Origin of the sequence: Mucilaginibacter sp. Bleaf8, from assembly GCF_018390515.1 — a bacterium.
GTDB lineage: Bacteria > Bacteroidota > Bacteroidia > Sphingobacteriales > Sphingobacteriaceae > Mucilaginibacter.
This window is the reverse complement of the sequence record NZ_JAHBBK010000009.1, coordinates 16611-33807: the sequence shown is the minus strand read 5'-3', so window position 1 is coordinate 33807 and position 17197 is coordinate 16611. Positions and strand designations below refer to the sequence as shown.

The window sequence follows — 17197 nt, the reverse complement described above, 5'->3', positions numbered from 1 at the left end:
AAATAAAAATTATTTATCCTGTACGTCATGTAGTTAACCTTAATGTTAAAAAAAGTTGAATTACTTGTAAGCAATTTTTCGGGCTATGGGCTCTATACTCCAAAACCAATTAGCATGTGAACTGATTCGAAGGCGATAATGCCTTTATCAGTAGCATTTTTTAACCATTAGTAACCAATTAATATCTATTTAATTAAGCGCATGAAAAAACCATTACAGTTCACATGTTTGCTCCTTTATGCTTCTTCGGGCGTGTTTGCCGCTTCGGCAAGCGCTGCGTCGACAAGCTTAAATCATTATGTACACCGCGCTGTATCTCATGTACTGGTACCGCAGGTTAACCAGGAAGGTGTAACCGGTACCGTACGCGACAACACCGGTACCACCTTAATTGGCGTGAGTGTTAAAATTAAAGGCACTACCACAGGTACGCAAACCAATGCCAGCGGCCAGTTTTCTATCCCAGCTAAACCCGGCGATGTACTTGTTTTCTCGTACGTAGGTTTTGACGCGAAAGAAGTAACGGTAGGTACAGAGAAAGTACTAAACGTTGTTTTGGCTGATAACAACAAACAGCTAACCGAGGTAGTAGTAACAGCTTTCGGTATCAAGCGGTCGGAGCGGTCAATTACCTATGCTACACAGCAGGTATCTGGCGACGAACTGACTAAGGTGCGTACCGATAACTTAATGAACTCTCTGAATGGTAAAATTGCAGGTGTGGCTATTAGTCCAAGTGCCTCAGGTGTTGGCGGATCAACAAAAGTGATTTTACGTGGTAACAGGTCTTTTACCGGCAATAATCAGCCGTTATATGTTGTTGATGGCATACCCGTTTCAAATGTCGGTAATAGCAGCGGACAGCCTAACAACCCGTTTGGTGGATCTACGAACGTGGATGCCGGCGATGGTATATCTAACCTGAACCCAGATGATATTGAGAGTATGAGCGTACTCAAAGGTTCGGCAGCTACTGCGTTATATGGTAGTGAAGGAGCTAACGGTGTAATTCTGATTACAACCAAGTCAGGAAAAGCCGGAAAAATGCAGATTGGTTTCAATTCGTCTTTTACAACCAATCATATTGCAACCCAACCCGAGTTTCAAAACAGCTATGGCCGCACCACAAGTACGGCTAAGGATAGCTGGGGAAGCAAAATATCAGGAGGTAACCAAAATAATCTGGATCAATTCTATCAAAACGGATACAACCTTGCAAACTCTCTGAATTTATCAGGCGGAACTGAAAATACGCAAACTTACTTCTCTTATTCCAATACCCATGCCCGTGGCGTTGAACCTGGCAATAAATTAGATCGGAATAATTTTAATCTGCGTGAAACGGCTAAGTTTTTAGACAAGAAACTGACCGTTGACGGTAGTATTAATTACGTTGATCAAAGGATATATAATACGCCAGGCATCGGTTTGTATTTTAATCCGCTAACGGGTTTATATCTTTTTCCACGTGGTGTGGATATAACGCCATATAAAAATCAGTATGAGTTTGCTGATAGGGGTGGTTATGACAGGCAGAACTGGGTTACCAGCGAAGATATACAACAGAACCCCTGGTGGATAGTAAACCGTAACCCTAACTATTTAAGACGTCACAGAATACTGGTTAACGGTAGTGTGAAATACGACTTTAACAAGTGGTTGAATTTGCAGGTTAGAGGTAGTGTTGACCGCAATACCGACTCTTATGAGCAAGACCTTTATTCTGGTACCCAGGCCTCATTGTCTAAAATGAATGGTCAGTACATTATAAATAACAGCACACTGGAACAAAAGTATGGTGATGTGTTGTTGACGTTTAATTTACCTGAGATGTCAGGTTTCAAAATTGACGGTTTAGCTGGAGCAAGTATTAAAGATTGGGTTACCGACGGAACAAATGTTGGTCCGGGTTTAGGCCTTTCGGTTCCAAACCTGTTTGTAGCACAAAACACGATTGTAAACGGGCTGCAGTTAAGCAATGTGAGTACGCTTGCTGCGCGACATAATCAGTACCAGTCTGTTTATGGTAACTTGAATTTTAGTTATAAAGATTGGGCATTTTTGAACTTAACTGCACGGCAGGATTGGTCATCAACGTTGGCTTACACTGATGACTATAGCTTCTTTTATCCATCAGTTGGCTTATCTGTGTTACTAACCAAGGCATTGCAGTTGCCTAAAGTTATCAGTTACGCCAAAGTGCGGGCTAATTATGCACAGGTAGGTAACTATCCGCTTCCTTATTATACTTATCCGGTTGGTTACAACGATCCTGCTTCAGGCGGATTTAATTTAAGCAGCGTAGCTCCTTATCCAACCCTAAAGCCTGAAAGAACTAAAAGTTGGGAGTTTGGTGCTGATTTGCGTTTATTTAATGATGATCTGACATTGAATTTCTCGTATTACAAAACCAATACGTATAACCAAACAGTAGCGATAACGCCATCAGCTTCTACTACATATAGTTTAGGTTATGTAAATGCAGGTAATGTTGAAAATAAAGGTTTTGAGCTTTTAATCGGTTATAACGTGTTTAAATCTAAAAACTTCACTTGGAACTCTTCTATCAACGGTGCCCGTAATATTAACAAGGTAATTGATGTAGCCAGCTCATACGGTATTGATCAGTTTATTTTAACGGGTAATGCCAATACCAACTATCAGTCTGTAATAACCAAAGGTGGGCGATATGGCGATATATATGGCTATACAGTTAAGCGTGATGCGCAGAACCGCATTATTGTTAATGCTGATGGAACGCCACAAACCAATAGCGGTTTTAATTACATTGGCAACCCTAATCCTAAATTTACATTGGGTTGGAACAATAACTTTACTTACAAAAGCATTAATCTGAGTTTCCTGGTTGATGGCAAATTCGGTGGCCAGGTGCTGTCCATGACCCAAGCTTTGATGGATCAGTACGGTGTATCTAAAGCGAGTGGTGATGCCCGTGACGCAGGTGGTGTAGCAATTAACGGTGTTACAGCTGATGGTACGCCGGTTAGCAGCGTTGATGCTAAAACCTGGTATGGCGCCATAGGTGGCCGGACCGGGGTTTCTGAAATGTATATATACAGTGCTACTAACGTCAGGTTACGCGAGGCTACTTTAGGTTATACTTTCCCGCTTAAAAGCAAGGTTGTTAAAAGTTTGAGGTTAGCTGTAACCGGCCGGAACCTACTGTACTTTTATAAAAAAGCGCCATATGATCCAGAAGTTACCTTATCAACAGGTAATGGCTTGTCGGGTGTAGATATATTCAGCTTACCTGCAACCCGCAACATTGGCTTTAATCTTAATGTAACGTTATAAACGTTTATATGAAAAATAAAATGAAAACGAATTCACTATATAAGCTTCCTAAAAGAAACAGCAAAGGTGTATTGCTGCTGTTAGGTATATTAACGGTTTTAGGTATCAGCTGTACCAAACACTTTGAAGATTATAATACCGACCCAACAGGTATACCTACAGACAGACTGGATACGGCTACTTTGAAAACCGTATTCAGGCCTATTCAGGCAAACATATTTCATAACTATCAAACCGCTCAAAACTTAAGCTCCGATGCCTATAGCGGTTATATGATGTCGCCTACGCCTTTCCGGGCCGATTACAATCTGAATTATGCGTTCGTGGATAGTTGGAATCAGAATGCTTTCAATGATATGTATACGTATGTTTTAGGACCGCTTAATCGTATTGCTGCATCTAAATTAAAAGCTGCTGCGCCCGAAATATGGGGTGTAGGCTTAATTATTAAAGTTGAAGCCATGCATCGTGTAACTGACCGATTCGGGCCTATTCCATACTCAAAAGCCGGTACTTCATTAACAAGTACACCTTACGACAGCCAACAGGATGTATACAATCAGTTTTTCTTGCAATTGGATACTGCTGTTAGTAATCTGCAAACTTATGTGGCAGCACATTCCGGGCAAAGGCCTTTCCAAAATCAAGATTTGATTTTTAATGGCGATTACACTAAGTGGATCAAGTTTGCCAACTCATTGCGCTTACGGTTAGCTATGCATATCGTTAAGGCCGATCCATCTACTGCTAAATTACAAGCCGAGAAAGCGATGAGTAACAGCGGAGGTTTGATGACCGATCCGTCTGATAATGCAGCTGTAACGATAACCAATGGCACCAGTGACTTATACCAAATCACGCATGACTGGAACGATAACCGCTTGAATGCTTCTATAGCTACTTATCTAACCGGCTACAAAGATCCTCGCTTACCTGTTTATGCAGCACCAGCTACGGATCCGGCATTTAATGGGCAGTATGTGGGTATACGCATAGGTATCAATATCCCTTCAAAGGATGAGTATCAAACCTATGCCAGTTTAAATACAGGTAATACGTTTACCGCAAGCAGAGCACAATTATTGATGAGTGCTGCTGAAGTATGGTTCTTAAAGGCCGAAGCTGCGTTGCGCGGCTGGTCAGGTGCCGGTTCTGCACAGCAGAATTACGAAAAAGGTATTCAGGTGTCCATGCAGCACTGGGGAGTAAATATTGGTAATTATCTCAATGATGCTACCAGTACACAATCTGCTTATGTAGATCCCAAAAATGCAGCTAATAATTCGCCTGCACTATCAAATATTACGATCAAATGGGATGATGCGGCTTCGAACGAGCAAAAGTTAGAGCGGATCATGACCCAAAAATGGCTTGCTATGTTCCCGGAAGGTCAGGAAGCGTGGACCGAGTTCCGTCGTACCGGCTACCCGAAACTATTCCCGGTAGTGGTAAACAAAAGTGGCGGTACCATCAGCACCCAGGTGCAGGTTCGCCGTTTGGCATATCCTCAAATTGAGTATTCATCAAATGCTGCCGGTGTTCAAAGCGGCCTGCAAAGCTTAGGTGGGCCAGATAATGGTGGTACCCGCTTATGGTGGGATGTAAATAAAGGAAACTTCTAAGCCAGTACCCGAGCTTAATACTAACTAAAAGGCCGCCCTGCATTTAAATACAGGGCGGCCTTTTGTAATTATACTATTTGATGCCAGTAGTAGCAACAAGTATGATTCGCTGTGGTTTTAAATAAAAAAAGCTGCCCTTTTGAGGCAGCTCTTGTTGTTTAATAACCTGGGTTTTGTTTCAGGTTAACGTTCAAATCGCGTTGACGTTGAGGTATCGGATACAAGCTTTTAACGGCAGATGTAGGGTTATGATCCCACCATATACCTGTTGTAAACTTACCAAATCGGATCAGGTCATCTCTGCGGAATCCCTCGAAAATGAACTCCCGGCCACGTTCAGCCAACAGCTCATCCATAGTAAGCGTTGAGGTAGTGTAAGCCCGGGTTGCCCAATCAGCATCCGAGAATGCACGCTTTTTACAATCATTAATTAACTGTACAGCAGTAGCGTTGGCCACGCCGCCATTTTTGCGCATCAGGGCTTCAGCTTTGGCAAAATAAACCCAGGTAAGGCGGTAGATGTTCCAGTCGCCGTTACGGTAGTTGGCATCAGGTTGCGGGGTGTTGTTTGGGCCGGCAATCAAGTTACCTAATTTATATTTGTTGAAACGCACACCACTGTTTTCCTCACCCTCGCTCATGTTAGATACGGTGGAGCCTGTTTTGTTTCTGCGAATGTTATCTACAAAAACAAGGGGTTGTAAATTGTATTCTTCAGAACCTAACACAGCAACATCCGGTTTTTCAAAACGGTATTGCGGGCCAATAAGTAACCAGTTAGATCGGCGTTGGTCAGCCGCATCGTAAGTGGTATAAACACCTGGAACCACTACAATACCATCATTGCCATTTACTGCACCGCCGTAAATGCTGGATTGGTTAAAGTGATAAAATTCACTTGCCCAATTTGAAGAAAAATTAGCGACTTTATAATCATAAGCGATGGAGAAGATCACTTCTTTCGACAAGTCATTAGTGGTTTTGAACTGATCTGTGATGTTCGGGTCCAGAGCCATTGTACCATTTTGTGCGCCACCAGCGTTGTTAATTAATTGGTCGGCAGCGGCAATACAATCATCCCAGCGAGGGGTTCCTGTCCAAACTTCGGCATTCAGGTAAAGTTCAACCAACATGGCATAGGCACCGGCCTGAGACATACGGCCCATCATCTGGCGCGAAAGCTTTGGCGCTTTATTAATATTGTCTTTAATTTCTTTTTCAATGAAATTAAAGACCTCTGTTCTTGATAGAGTTTCGGGTTTGGCCGGCGTGCCTACCTTAGTCACGACAGGCACGTTGCCCCACAAATCCATGATTTTTAAATAATGGAAAGCCCTTAACAGTTTCAGTTCTGCAATATAGGCGTCTTTTTCTGCCTGGGTAATGCCCATAGCCGCTGCATCTTTTGCTTCTATGTTTTCAATAGGACTATTGCACAAACCCATACCCCAATACATCAAAACCCAAGCTTGGTTTAAGCCGCCTTCGTCAGTTGTCCAGGTGTGATAGTGCAGGCGTTTCCACTTGCTGCCATCTTCGCCGTGGCGCCCTTTGGTAGGCCAGGCCAACTGGTCGCCCGATAGTTCAGCAGCACGCCACCAACCATCTTGACCAGAAGGGCTAACCCAAGCATTCGCGTGAGTGTACGGCCTCAAAACGGCTGATAAGACTTCGTTTTTGTTATTATAAAAATTATCAGCTAATAATACACTGTAGGCATTCTCATCTAATCCTTTTTTACATGATGTTACGCTAACTGTACCGGCTAACGCTATCATCATCAGTAATTTGTTTTTCATTTTCTATTTCTACTTAAAATCCAACGTTAAAACCTAATAAAATAGACCGTGTGTTCGGATAACGGCTCCTGTTATCAACACCTACAGATAAACCTACATCCTGAATCAGATCTGGGTCGTTACCCTTGTAGCCGGTAAACAAAGCCAAGTTTTGGCCGGTTACATAGGCGCGCAGGTTGCGAATGCCGTTACCTTTAAATTTGAAGTTGTATCCTAAGGTTACTTCGTCCAATTTAACAAAAGATGCATTTTCGATGTAGTAGTCCGAGTACTGGTAGGTATCGTTCAACTGGCTGTATTTGGTGAAAGTGCTTTCGAGCAGGTTGCCGCTCCAGGTTCTGTTTCCATAGGTCAACGCAGAAGTATTCAGAGCATCGAACCCGAATTTACCTCTGAAGAACAAACGCAGGTCCCAGTTTTTGTAGGCGAAATTGTTGGTCCATGAAGCATAAAGCTTAGGAATAGCATTGCCTATTGGTGCTAAGTCGGTTACGTTTTTATCTTTAGAGTTGTTGATTTGCGTATTCGGTACGGCTTCTCCTTTTCGGTTATAAAATAACCATTTACCGTCGGCTGTAAAGCCGGCAAAACGCTTACCCCAAAACTGTCCCAGTGGGCCGCCTTCATAAATAGTAACAGCATCTCCCAATGCACCAGCGCCGCCTATTCCTGCATAAGTTGCATAAGCTACCTTGTATTCATCATTGGAGAAAGATTTTAGCGTGTTTTTATAGCTCCAAACGTTTCCGTCCATATTCCAGCTAAAGTTCTTAGTTTTCACAGCTGTATAACTTAAGGCCACTTCTATACCTTTGGCAGATAAGCTGGCTACATTGGTGAAAATGTTGTCTAATACAAATGGAGGTTGTGGTGAGGTATAAGTACCCAGCAGGTCGCTTGTTCTCCGGTTGAACACATCAATTGATCCGGATAGGCGGTTGTTCAGTACCGTAAAATCAATACCAACATTTATCTCCTTTTTTGTTTCCCATTTCAAATTAGGGTTTGGGTTTCTGCGCGGACCGTAAGTCTCGAAGTAGCTGCCATCAGGGTAAATATACCTGCCACCACCACCTAAAGTTACGCGAGATACGTTATCCTGAATAGGGCTATTACCTGTAACGCCGTAGCCTACCCGCAATTTCAGGAAGTTTACTGCTGTTACATTCTTCATGAAATCCTCCTGGGTAATAGTCCAGCCAGCTGATACGGCCGGGAAGTAACCCCATTTGTTGTTGGAACCAAAACGTGCCGAGCCATCACGCCTTAAACTGGCCTGGAACAGGTATTTACTATCATAAGAATAGATTAACCTACCGAATACACCAATCAAGGAGTTGTCAACTTTGAAACTTTGCATACCGGCTTTCCCAAGCGCCAAGGCACCACCCTCACCTAACCGGTCTTCATGTAGTAAGTCATTCAGGAAATTTCTATTATTAGCATTGAACTCCTCGCGTACGTTATAACGGTAGCTATAGCCGGCCAGCGCCGTTAAATTATGTTTGTTTAAAAAGCTACGATTGTATTCAAGCGTAGGCTCAACGGCAAAGCTTTGATCGAGTGCTGTTCCTCGATAAGCGTAACCGCCGCCTGGATAATCGCCGTCCTCTAACGAAGATTCGCTATTTTTGAAGCGATAAGCACCATCTATATAACTATTTCTAATTACCGAACCGAATACAGAAGCTTTCAATCCTTCAACGATTTTTAAATCAGCCTTTACACTGGCAGAGGTGGTTTGCTGTTTCCGTCGGTTAGTTTCTTGCTGAATACGGGCAAATTCATTGGTGCTGGTCCGGTCAAACCTAAAAGATCCATCAGGATTAAAATTAGAAAGTGTGGGGTTTTTTGTCAATTCACTTTCCACCCAGCCATCGCCACCAAGTAAATTAGCGTTGTTAAAGTTAGTAGCCACATCCATTGCCACCTTTAAACGGTCATTTAAGCCGGTTTGAATAACATTAAGGCGCAAAGTATACTCTTTTCTGCCGTTTTCTTTAGCAATGCCCTGCAGGTCTCGGTAGTTGATGCTTGCTCGGTAAGTAGTATATTTACTACCACCCGACATGGAGAAGTTATGATTCATGGACAGATTATCATGGTTGATCATCTGGTCAAAGAAATCAGTAGAATTGCCAAAATCCTGTTGTCTGATATCGCCCGAAGCTATACGCTGACGGTATTGATCTGGTGAGAGAAATTTTAGCCTTTGATTAACATACTCTTTACGGAAGTAGCTCGAGTAATCAAATTGGGCTTTACCTTCTTTACCCTTTTTAGTAGTGATGATAATTACACCGTTATTTGCTGTAGTACCATAAATAGCCGCAGCAGATCCATCTTTTAAGACGTCGACAGAAGCAATGTCGTCTTGTTGTAAGAGGTCTAACACATTGGTAGTAACTTGATTCCCATCACCATTTACAAAAGGGGTGCCTTGAATCGGGATACCGTCAACCACATATAAAGGGCTTGCTGTACCTGAAAGTGTAGTGGCTCCCCGTAATTGAACACTCGGTACGCCGCTATTAGGATTGGAGCCGCCGGTACGGGTTATGCTAAGGCCGGGTACCTTGCCTTGCACTAAGTCAAGCGCATTACGCGAACCGCTTTGCCTGAATTCATCGGCCTTTACGGTTGATACGGCGGTGGTTACCTGGTCGCGGTTCTGTGTACCGTAACCAATTACAACAACTTCGCCTAAGTTACGGTTTGATGGTTTTAACTGGAGGCTCAAGGTGCTCTGGCTGCCTATAGTAATGGTTTGGGTATCGTACCCTATGTACGATATAGTGATCACGTCACCTTCCGTGGCTTGCACAATAAACTTTCCGTTTACGTCAGTTTGGGCGGATACACCAGTTTTGGTGTTTTTCACGACTGCACCGGGTAGGGGCTGGCTCTTTTCATCGGTTACCGTTCCGGTAACTGCTTTCTGTTGTACGTATGCTTTAAAGGTTTGCATACTTCCTTTTGGCAATTCTTTCGTCACCGCTTCCTTGTAAAACGCTGCAAATGCAGGGCTTTCTATCAGAATAAGTGCAGAGATCGCCGAAATCTTTAGTAAATTAATTTTCATCAGCAATTTGTTTTGGTTCTAGAAAAATGATTACATATAGGAGTGCCTTAATCATAATGTGATATTATGAGGCTACACTGCTTAAAGCTTCCAAAAGCAGGTGATCTTGATTGATTGGATATCTTGTAATAAACTTAGGACTATTGGTTATTTGATAAAATGTATAGGTTGATAAAACGATTTACTAAAGAGGTCAAATGTTTGACTTTTGAATCGTTGCAATTAAAAGAACAAGCTTGTGTGGGTTTGAAGCACCAATATTATTGTTTTTTGTGGTAGGTTCAAAGAGGAATTTTTTAATTTAACATCATGCTATCCTTTAATTTTAACAGGATTAGCTAATTAACTATCGCCGCCATTATAATCTATACTCTAATCAAATACTCCTTAAGTACTATTGTTGTGTGGATACTATTCCCCAGTTTTGGGGAAGTATGTAGGCAATCGAGATTTTAAAAAACCATTTACACGCTGTTTTACGTACAAAGAGCTATTGGACCGTATTTTGTCTTACGGTTACAGCAACATAGCCAACACTCATGAAACAAATTTTTACATTAGCCCTGCTTGCAGGCGTCGTTTCTTTTTCAGCTTGTAAAAAAGATGCCGCACAGCAGGAAGTAGGTACAACAACGCCTACAACTAAAATTGCTCCCGACGGATTTAACTTTAGTACTTCTAAAAATATTAATCTGAACCTGACGCTGAAAGCAAATAACAATGGTGCTTTGTCTGGCGTAATCGTAAGCGTTTATTTACCTACCAATACCAGCGAGCCTATTTACAAAGGTGTAACCAACAAAAGCGGCCAGTTACAAGGTATTGTGACCGTTCCAACTTCTGTTAGTAAACTGATTATTGATCCTGCGTATGTTGGTTTGATGCGTAATGCCGAGGCCGCTATCAGCTCCTCTAATAGCGTTACGGCTACCATCGGTGGTAAAGAAGGGTTCTCTGGCGACATTGTAGCGCAGGAGATAACTAATACCGCTACCAGCACTACATTAAGCACCAACAGAACCACATTGGCTATTAACCCTCCACTGGCCTACCCAAGTCCTTATACTTCATCATCACAAGCCATTGTTAATACTAGCACTTATCCATTTAAACTGGGCAGACCTGTTTACCTGGAAAGTACTCAGGATGTGATTGATCCTTCTTTGCTTTCTTACATCAACGCGTCATTACCAGAAGGTAGCGCATTAACTAAAACCCACCCGGAGTACTTGAGCAATACTGCAATGCCTGACTTGAATGTTACTGCAACCTCTGACGTTTGGATTACTTTCGTATCTGAGGGTGCCGGATTGTTAAACAGCTTGGGTTACTACACTTACCCAACAAACAATCCCCCAGCCAGCGCAGCTGATATAAGCAAAATTACCCTGATTTTCCCTAACTCATCAGCTGTAGGTTCGGCCGGTGGTTTAAATTCTGGTGATAAAGTTAAATTAGGTCGCTTTAGTGCCGGTACATCTATAGGTTTTGTATTATTACAAAATGCCTGGAGCACTACCAGCGGTGTTATAACTACTACAGTTAAATTTTACTCAAACCCTAAATTCAATCCGGAAACAACTGCAGCAACGCAAAAACATACGGTTACCCTGTATGATGATGTGCACAAGTTGTTCCTGATGGGCTTTGAAGACTTAAACCGTCAAACTGAGTCAGATAATGACTTCAATGACCTGGTAGTTTATGCAAGCTCTAACCCGGTTACTGCTATATCAACCGACAATGTACCTTCGATTGATAAAGGCGGCGATAGCGATGGCGACGGCGTGCAGGATGCGCAAGATGCGTTCCCGAACGATCCAACCCGTGCCTATGTAAGCTACTACCCATCAAAAACCGGTTATGCAAGCATCGCTTTTGAAGATAACTGGCCTAAAAAGGGTGACTTTGACTTGAATGACTTAGTGGTAAATTACCGTTATACCTTTACCAGCAACGCCAGCAACCAGGTAGTGGACATGAAAGGTGAGTTTACTCCTGTTGCATCAGGTGCTTCATTCCATAATGGTTTTGCAGTTCAATTACCGGTAGCTGCATCAGCAGTTAGCTCAGTAACCGGTCAGCAAACTATCAGTAATTATATCAGCTTTGCCGGTAACGGTGTAGAAGCCGGTCAAACCAAAGCGGTAATCGTTCCATTCGATAACCACGAGGCTTTATTGAAAAATCCTGACGGTGCATTCTTTATCAACGTATATGCTGATAAGAACAAAGTAACTGGTAGCACTGCAACTGTAAACGTAACTTTTGCATCACCTATAGCAGCGTCTAATCTGCAAGTGTCTGCATTCAACCCATTCCTGATCAGTGATATGCGTCGCGGTTACGAAATTCACTTGCCAGGTTTCGCACCAACTGATAAGGCAGACAGCAAGCTGTTTGGTACTGATGACGATGCTTCAAACGCTGCAAGCGGTAAGCTATATGTATCTAAAGAAAACTGGCCTTGGGCTATCAACTTCACCTCAGAGTATAAATACCCTGTAGAGTTGCAACCAGTATACCAGGCTTACCCTCGCTTCTCAGAGTGGGCGCTGTCTGGCGGCACTTCATATGCTGACTGGTACAGCAACACAGGTGCAGGATACCGTGATTTATCAAAAATTTATACCAAGTAATTAAACTGGTATATCTATAATAAGAAAGGCAGTCTTTGTAAAAAGACTGCCTTTCTTATTTAGAATAAAGTTTTGAAATATTTAAGATGAAAGGGGTGCTGCTGCTTATGGTATACTCGTACCAGATAGCAACGGGCTACAAGTTAAAACTGCTTTCTTGGCCGTTTAGGACGATCGGAAGTATTGCTTGGGGCAGATGATGGCCTGCTGCTGAATGTTCTTGGCTGCCAGGTTTTGTTGGCTCTTGGCGGTGCCGGTTTGACCGGCTTGTCTTCCGAAATTTTTACGTTCAGGTTTCGGTCGCCCATGGGGTAGTCGTTTAGTGCGTCTACTGCAGTTTGGGCACCTTCTTCAGTAAGCATTTCAATAAATGCGTAGCCTTTGCACTGTTTGGTTTTACGGTCACGTACAATTTTGATCGTATGTATGTCGCCATGGGGTGCAAAAAGCTTGGCTAAGTCCATTTCAGATATATCGAGCGGAAAGCCGCCTACAAAGAGTTTGATCATGAGTAACAAGGTTTCTGGTAAATAATAAACCTTCAATTCTATTTAACGGTAAATGCAATGTAAGCGTATCGGTCGTAAAATATTTACCTAATCACCTACATTTTTCAAATGTAACAAACGATTAAGAGCTTTAAAACATTTATGCACATGTTTTAGCCGAATGTGATATAAGTTGATGACACAGAATTTGAAACGACAATAAATATCATCGTCCTTGTAATGCGTTTTTGTGCGCTTTTGTATAATTATCTTGCATAGTTGCGACGTTGATAAAGTATTTATTATCTTAATCGCGTCATATTAAGCAATAAAGAATTTATTGGGTTGCGTTTTTGTGCATAACTTGAGATTTTATTCTAATGTTTGCTATGATCAACCTTTAAAATTTTACCTATGTCTTTACGCATTAATTCTGCATGGTTGTTTGGGATGCTGCTTTTATCGTTGCATACGTTGGGGCAATCTGTTCAGCGTGATTCGGTACAAGCAAATAAGTGGGTTAAACAACACTTTCGTAAGCTTAATAAAAAACAGAAAATAGCACAACTTATGGTGCTTCGCCTGTCCGAAAAGCGAGGCAATGGGGCGGTTTTCTTTGATGAAGAGGTTAAGCAGTACATCAAAAAGTATAAAGTAGGTTCGGTTTGCTTATTCCAGGGCAATTCTGCACAGCAGGCCAGGGTATTGAATGCATTACAGGCCAAATCAAAAGTGCCCCTATTGGTTTGCATTGATGGCGAAACCGGTGTAGGGATGCGCTTTGGTGATGTAAAACCTTTTCCGGACCAACTGACTATTGGCGCTACAGGCGATGCGCAAATTGCTTACCAGATAGGCCAGGCCATTGCCGAACAGTGTAAGAGGATTGGCATTCAGGTTGATTATGCACCTGTTGTTGATATTAATAATAACCCCAATAATCCGGTTATTAATTTCCGTTCGTTTGGTGAGGATAAGTACAAGGTTGCGTTATATGGCACGCGCATTATGCAGGGTATGCAGGATGGTGGTATTATGACTTGCGCCAAGCATTTTCCCGGCCACGGCGATGTTGCGGTTGATTCACACCTGGATCTGCCCGTTATCAACAAGAGTCTTGATCAGTTAGATTCGCTCGAATTATATCCATTTAAGTCCATGATTAAGGGCGGAGTAAGGAGTATGATGGTAGCACATTTGTTTATTCCTTCTATTGATACCACCCGCAACCGTGCAACCTCCCTGTCACCGAATAACGTTACCGGATTACTGCGCAAGCAATTGCATTTTAACGGTATATCTTTTACCGATGCACTTGAAATGAAAGGGGTGGCTAAGTTTTATCCTCAGGGCGAGGCTGCTGTACAATCGCTCATTGCCGGCAATGATATGCTTTGCCTGCCCGGTGATGTGAAAGGGAGTATTAAAAAAATTCGCAAGGCAATTAAGGACGATAAGCTATCCTGGAAAGATATTGATGCGCGGGTAAAAAAAGTGCTATATGCCAAATACCAACTCGGGTTGGATACAATTAAGCTTATTGATACCTTAAATCTGCAACAGGATTTAAACAAAGATGTAAATACGCTAAAGCAGGCAACGTACGAAAAGGCCATTACCCTCATAGCGCAGCAGGATAAAAATATGCTGCCGTTGAACCGGACAGGTAAGGTTGCCTTTGTGGGTTTGGGGTTGGACAAAGAAAACCATTTTGCTGCTAAACTGCATGAATTATATAATGCCGACTGCTACTACCTATCTTATAAAGATGATAGCGTTAAAGCAAACAGCTTGCTGCAACAGGTGCAAACCGGGTACGATGCGGTAATCATTGGTTTGCATAAATATGCTAAATATCCGGCTCGTAACTTTGGTATCAGCAGTGCCGCGGTAGAGTTGATGCAGCAGTTGCAGCAAAATAGTAATACAATCAGTTTTGTTTTTGGTAATCCTTACGCTATTAAAAATACGGCAAATGCACGCAACCTGGTTGTGTGCTATGAAGATGATAGTTTGATGCACAACGTTGCAGCTGATTTGCTGACGGGTAAAATCACCCCTAAGGGTACCCTGCCGGTAACGGTAGCTCAATTTAAATATGGAACAGGTGTCACTACCAATTACTATTTTCCGGTAGTACAGGCCGCCGAAGCGGGTTTGGATAGTACTGTGCTAACAAAGATTGATACTGTCGCCGCAGAGGCAATTGCCAAAGGCGCAACACCAGGCTGCGTAGTGCTGGCGGCTAAGGATGGTAAAGTAGGTTTCTTTAAGGCTTACGGCCATTTATCTTATGATGGTAAAGAGAAGGTAAGCCTGCAAACGGTATACGATATGGCGTCGGTAACTAAAATAAGTGCCACCAATGTTTCAGTAATGAAACTGTACGAGGAAGATAGGCTGGGCCTTGATAAAACGCTTGGCGATTACCTGCCCTGGTTACGCGGCTCGGATAAGGCCGGACTGAAACTGGCTGATGTGCTATTGCACCAGGCCGGTTTGGTTTCATTCATTCCATTCTACCGCGAAACTATCGATATGAAAACAGGAAAACCTAAGCCGGGCTTTTACCGCACAGCACCAGACGGGGAATATAGCGTACGTGTTGCTGAAGATATGTATATGCGGGCCAGCTGGCTGGATACCCTAAAAGTAAGGATCCGAAACAGTAAGCTGGGGGCGCCTAATAAATATGTGTATAGCGATAACGATTTTATATTACTGGGCATGATTGTGGAACAAATTACCGGACAGCCATTGGATCAGTATGTGCGCAATACATTCTACTTGCCGCTCCATATGGTGAGCACTACCTTTAAGCCACGTGAGCATGAGCCGTTGGACATGATTGCGCCTACCGAGAAAGAAAAGTTGTTTCGCTTGCAACAGCTTCACGGCGATGTGCATGATCCGGGTGCTGCAATGTTTGGCGGTGTGGCTGGCCATGCCGGTTTGTTTAGTAATGCATATGATCTGGCGCAGCTTTATCAAATGCTTCTTAATGGCGGAGAGTTGCATGGGGTACGCTTGCTTAAAAAGGAAACGATAGATTGTTTTACGGCTTACCATAGTAATATTAGTAGAAGAGGATTAGGGTTTGATAAACCTGAAAAAGATAATGCTACCAGCAAAGTACCTTATCCTGCACTAAGTGTATCACCGCTTGCCTTTGGGCATACCGGCTTTACGGGCATAGGCGTATGGGCCGATCCAAAATATAACCTGTTATATATATTCTGCTCAAACCGGGTAAACCCAGATGGTGGCGATAACGGGAAGCTGCTTTCCATGAATGTGCGCGGTAACATTCAGGAGGTTATTTACCAGGCTATGCGCGCCGGGCAGGCAGCAACAAAACAGCAGGTTGCAGATAAGGCTAAGCCTAAAGCAAAAGCGAACAAGCCTGTGAAGAGCGGCGTTAAAAGAAAGCCAAGAAGATAAAGTATAAAAAGGTAGCGGTACTATAGTATCGCTACCTTTTTTGCATAGCGTTTCAGGCTTTCGTCATCGGCCTCGGTGTCGGTAATCAGGTAGTCGATGGCGTTTAGATTGCATATTTGCATTTTTTGGACAGAGTCCAGCTTTTCAGCAATGCTCAGGATGGCAGTTTTGCCGGCCGATTTAATCATTGCCTTTTTTACCTGTACTACTTCCCAGTCCGAGTCGGTAATGCCATCGTTGAGCGAAAGCCCGTTGGTGCCTAAAAAACACAGATCAGCTTTAATTTCGGATAGCTGGCTGATTACCTGCGATCCTGTTACAATGTGGGAGTTGCCACCTAGCTGCCCGGCTAAAAGGTTAACACTCATGTTCGGGTGCTCAACCAGTTCCAGCGCTACCAGCGGACTAATGGTGAAAATAGTGCAGTGTAAATTATCCGGAAAAATACGCGCCAGCTCAATCATGGTGGTGCCGCCGCCAATAAGCAGTACCATGCCGTCTTCAATCAGGGTTACTGCTTTGCGGGCTATCTCTTTTTTACCGTCTTTTTTATAAACATCCTTTCCCGAAAAAGGGTAGTGAAAAGATTTAGATAGTGCGCCGCCATATACTTTCACAATCTTACCCAATTCGGCCAGTTCATTCAAGTCTCGTCTTACGGTATCTTCCGATACGTTTAGCTGGGCGCTTAAATCGGTAGATAAAACCTTATTGTGAATATTGATTTGGTTTATGATGTATTGCTGTCTTTCTTCCTTAAGCATATAGGTAAAAGTATAAATTATATTGTTTTCTAAACGTTGATGCTTGT

The 17197-nt window shown here is 42.8% G+C and carries 8 protein-coding genes; 4 read left to right on the top strand and 4 right to left on the bottom strand.

Features of this window, described 5'->3' with window-relative positions:
- The first annotated feature begins 201 nt into the window (after positions 1 to 201).
- A complete protein-coding gene (locus KHS38_RS21570) occupies positions 202 to 3315 on the top strand; it encodes a SusC/RagA family TonB-linked outer membrane protein (RefSeq protein ID WP_213490897.1) in 3114 nt (1037 codons plus the stop codon).
- A 20-nt stretch (positions 3316 to 3335) separates the two neighbouring features.
- Positions 3336 to 4937 carry a SusD/RagB family nutrient-binding outer membrane lipoprotein gene (locus tag KHS38_RS21565; RefSeq protein WP_213490895.1) on the top strand — a complete coding sequence of 534 codons (1602 nt, stop codon included), beginning with the start codon at positions 3336 to 3338 and terminating at the stop codon, positions 4935 to 4937.
- Between the two features lie 158 nt (positions 4938 to 5095).
- On the opposite strand, the gene KHS38_RS21560 is transcribed toward KHS38_RS21565, so the two are convergent.
- Together KHS38_RS21560 and KHS38_RS21555 are read right to left on the bottom strand one after the other, a co-directional pair.
- Complete coding sequence (locus tag KHS38_RS21560) at positions 5096 to 6736, bottom strand: RagB/SusD family nutrient uptake outer membrane protein (RefSeq protein ID WP_213490893.1); 1641 nt, start codon at positions 6734 to 6736, stop codon at positions 5096 to 5098.
- A gap of 13 nt (positions 6737 to 6749) precedes the next feature.
- On the bottom strand, positions 6750 to 9818 hold the full coding sequence (locus KHS38_RS21555; RefSeq protein WP_213490891.1) for a SusC/RagA family TonB-linked outer membrane protein: 3069 nt from the start codon (positions 9816 to 9818) through the stop codon (positions 6750 to 6752).
- Between the two features lie 539 nt (positions 9819 to 10357).
- Here KHS38_RS21555 and KHS38_RS21550 point away from each other — a divergent pair.
- A complete protein-coding gene (locus KHS38_RS21550; protein WP_213490890.1) occupies positions 10358 to 12457 on the top strand; it encodes an LruC domain-containing protein in 2100 nt (699 codons plus the stop codon).
- A 143-nt stretch (positions 12458 to 12600) separates the two neighbouring features.
- Here the strand turns inward: KHS38_RS21550 and KHS38_RS21545 are convergent, their stop codons facing one another.
- Entirely contained in the window at positions 12601 to 12966 is a 366-nt protein-coding gene (locus KHS38_RS21545) for an RNA recognition motif domain-containing protein (protein ID WP_213490888.1), read from the bottom strand.
- Between the two features lie 393 nt (positions 12967 to 13359).
- On the opposite strand from KHS38_RS21545, the gene KHS38_RS21540 reads away from it, so the two are divergent.
- Positions 13360 to 16386: a serine hydrolase domain-containing protein gene (locus KHS38_RS21540; RefSeq protein ID WP_213490886.1), complete on the top strand. Its 3027-nt coding sequence runs from the start codon at positions 13360 to 13362 to the stop codon at positions 16384 to 16386.
- Positions 16387 to 16406: 20 nt separating this feature from the next.
- Here KHS38_RS21540 and KHS38_RS21535 read toward each other — a convergent pair whose 3' ends face one another.
- Positions 16407 to 17150, bottom strand: a complete 744-nt coding sequence (locus KHS38_RS21535; RefSeq protein ID WP_213490885.1) for a DeoR/GlpR family DNA-binding transcription regulator — start codon at positions 17148 to 17150, stop codon at positions 16407 to 16409.
- Positions 17151 to 17197 lie beyond the last annotated feature (47 nt).

Bases quoted from the DNA above. Each gene is read 5' to 3' on its own strand.
- KHS38_RS21545 (WP_213490888.1), bottom strand. From the start codon at position 12,966: ATGATCAAACTCTTTGTAGGCGGCTTTCCGCTCGATATATCTGAAATG.
- KHS38_RS21560 (WP_213490893.1), bottom strand. From the start codon at position 6,736: ATGAAAAACAAATTACTGATGATGATAGCGTTAGCCGGTACAGTTAGC.
- KHS38_RS21550 (WP_213490890.1), top strand. From the start codon at position 10,358: ATGAAACAAATTTTTACATTAGCCCTGCTTGCAGGCGTCGTTTCTTTT.
- KHS38_RS21535 (WP_213490885.1), bottom strand. From the start codon at position 17,150: ATGCTTAAGGAAGAAAGACAGCAATACATCATAAACCAAATCAATATT.
- KHS38_RS21565 (WP_213490895.1), top strand. From the start codon at position 3,336: ATGAAAACGAATTCACTATATAAGCTTCCTAAAAGAAACAGCAAAGGT.
- KHS38_RS21570 (WP_213490897.1), top strand. From the start codon at position 202: ATGAAAAAACCATTACAGTTCACATGTTTGCTCCTTTATGCTTCTTCG.
- KHS38_RS21540 (WP_213490886.1), top strand. From the start codon at position 13,360: ATGTCTTTACGCATTAATTCTGCATGGTTGTTTGGGATGCTGCTTTTA.
- KHS38_RS21555 (WP_213490891.1), bottom strand. From the start codon at position 9,818: ATGAAAATTAATTTACTAAAGATTTCGGCGATCTCTGCACTTATTCTG.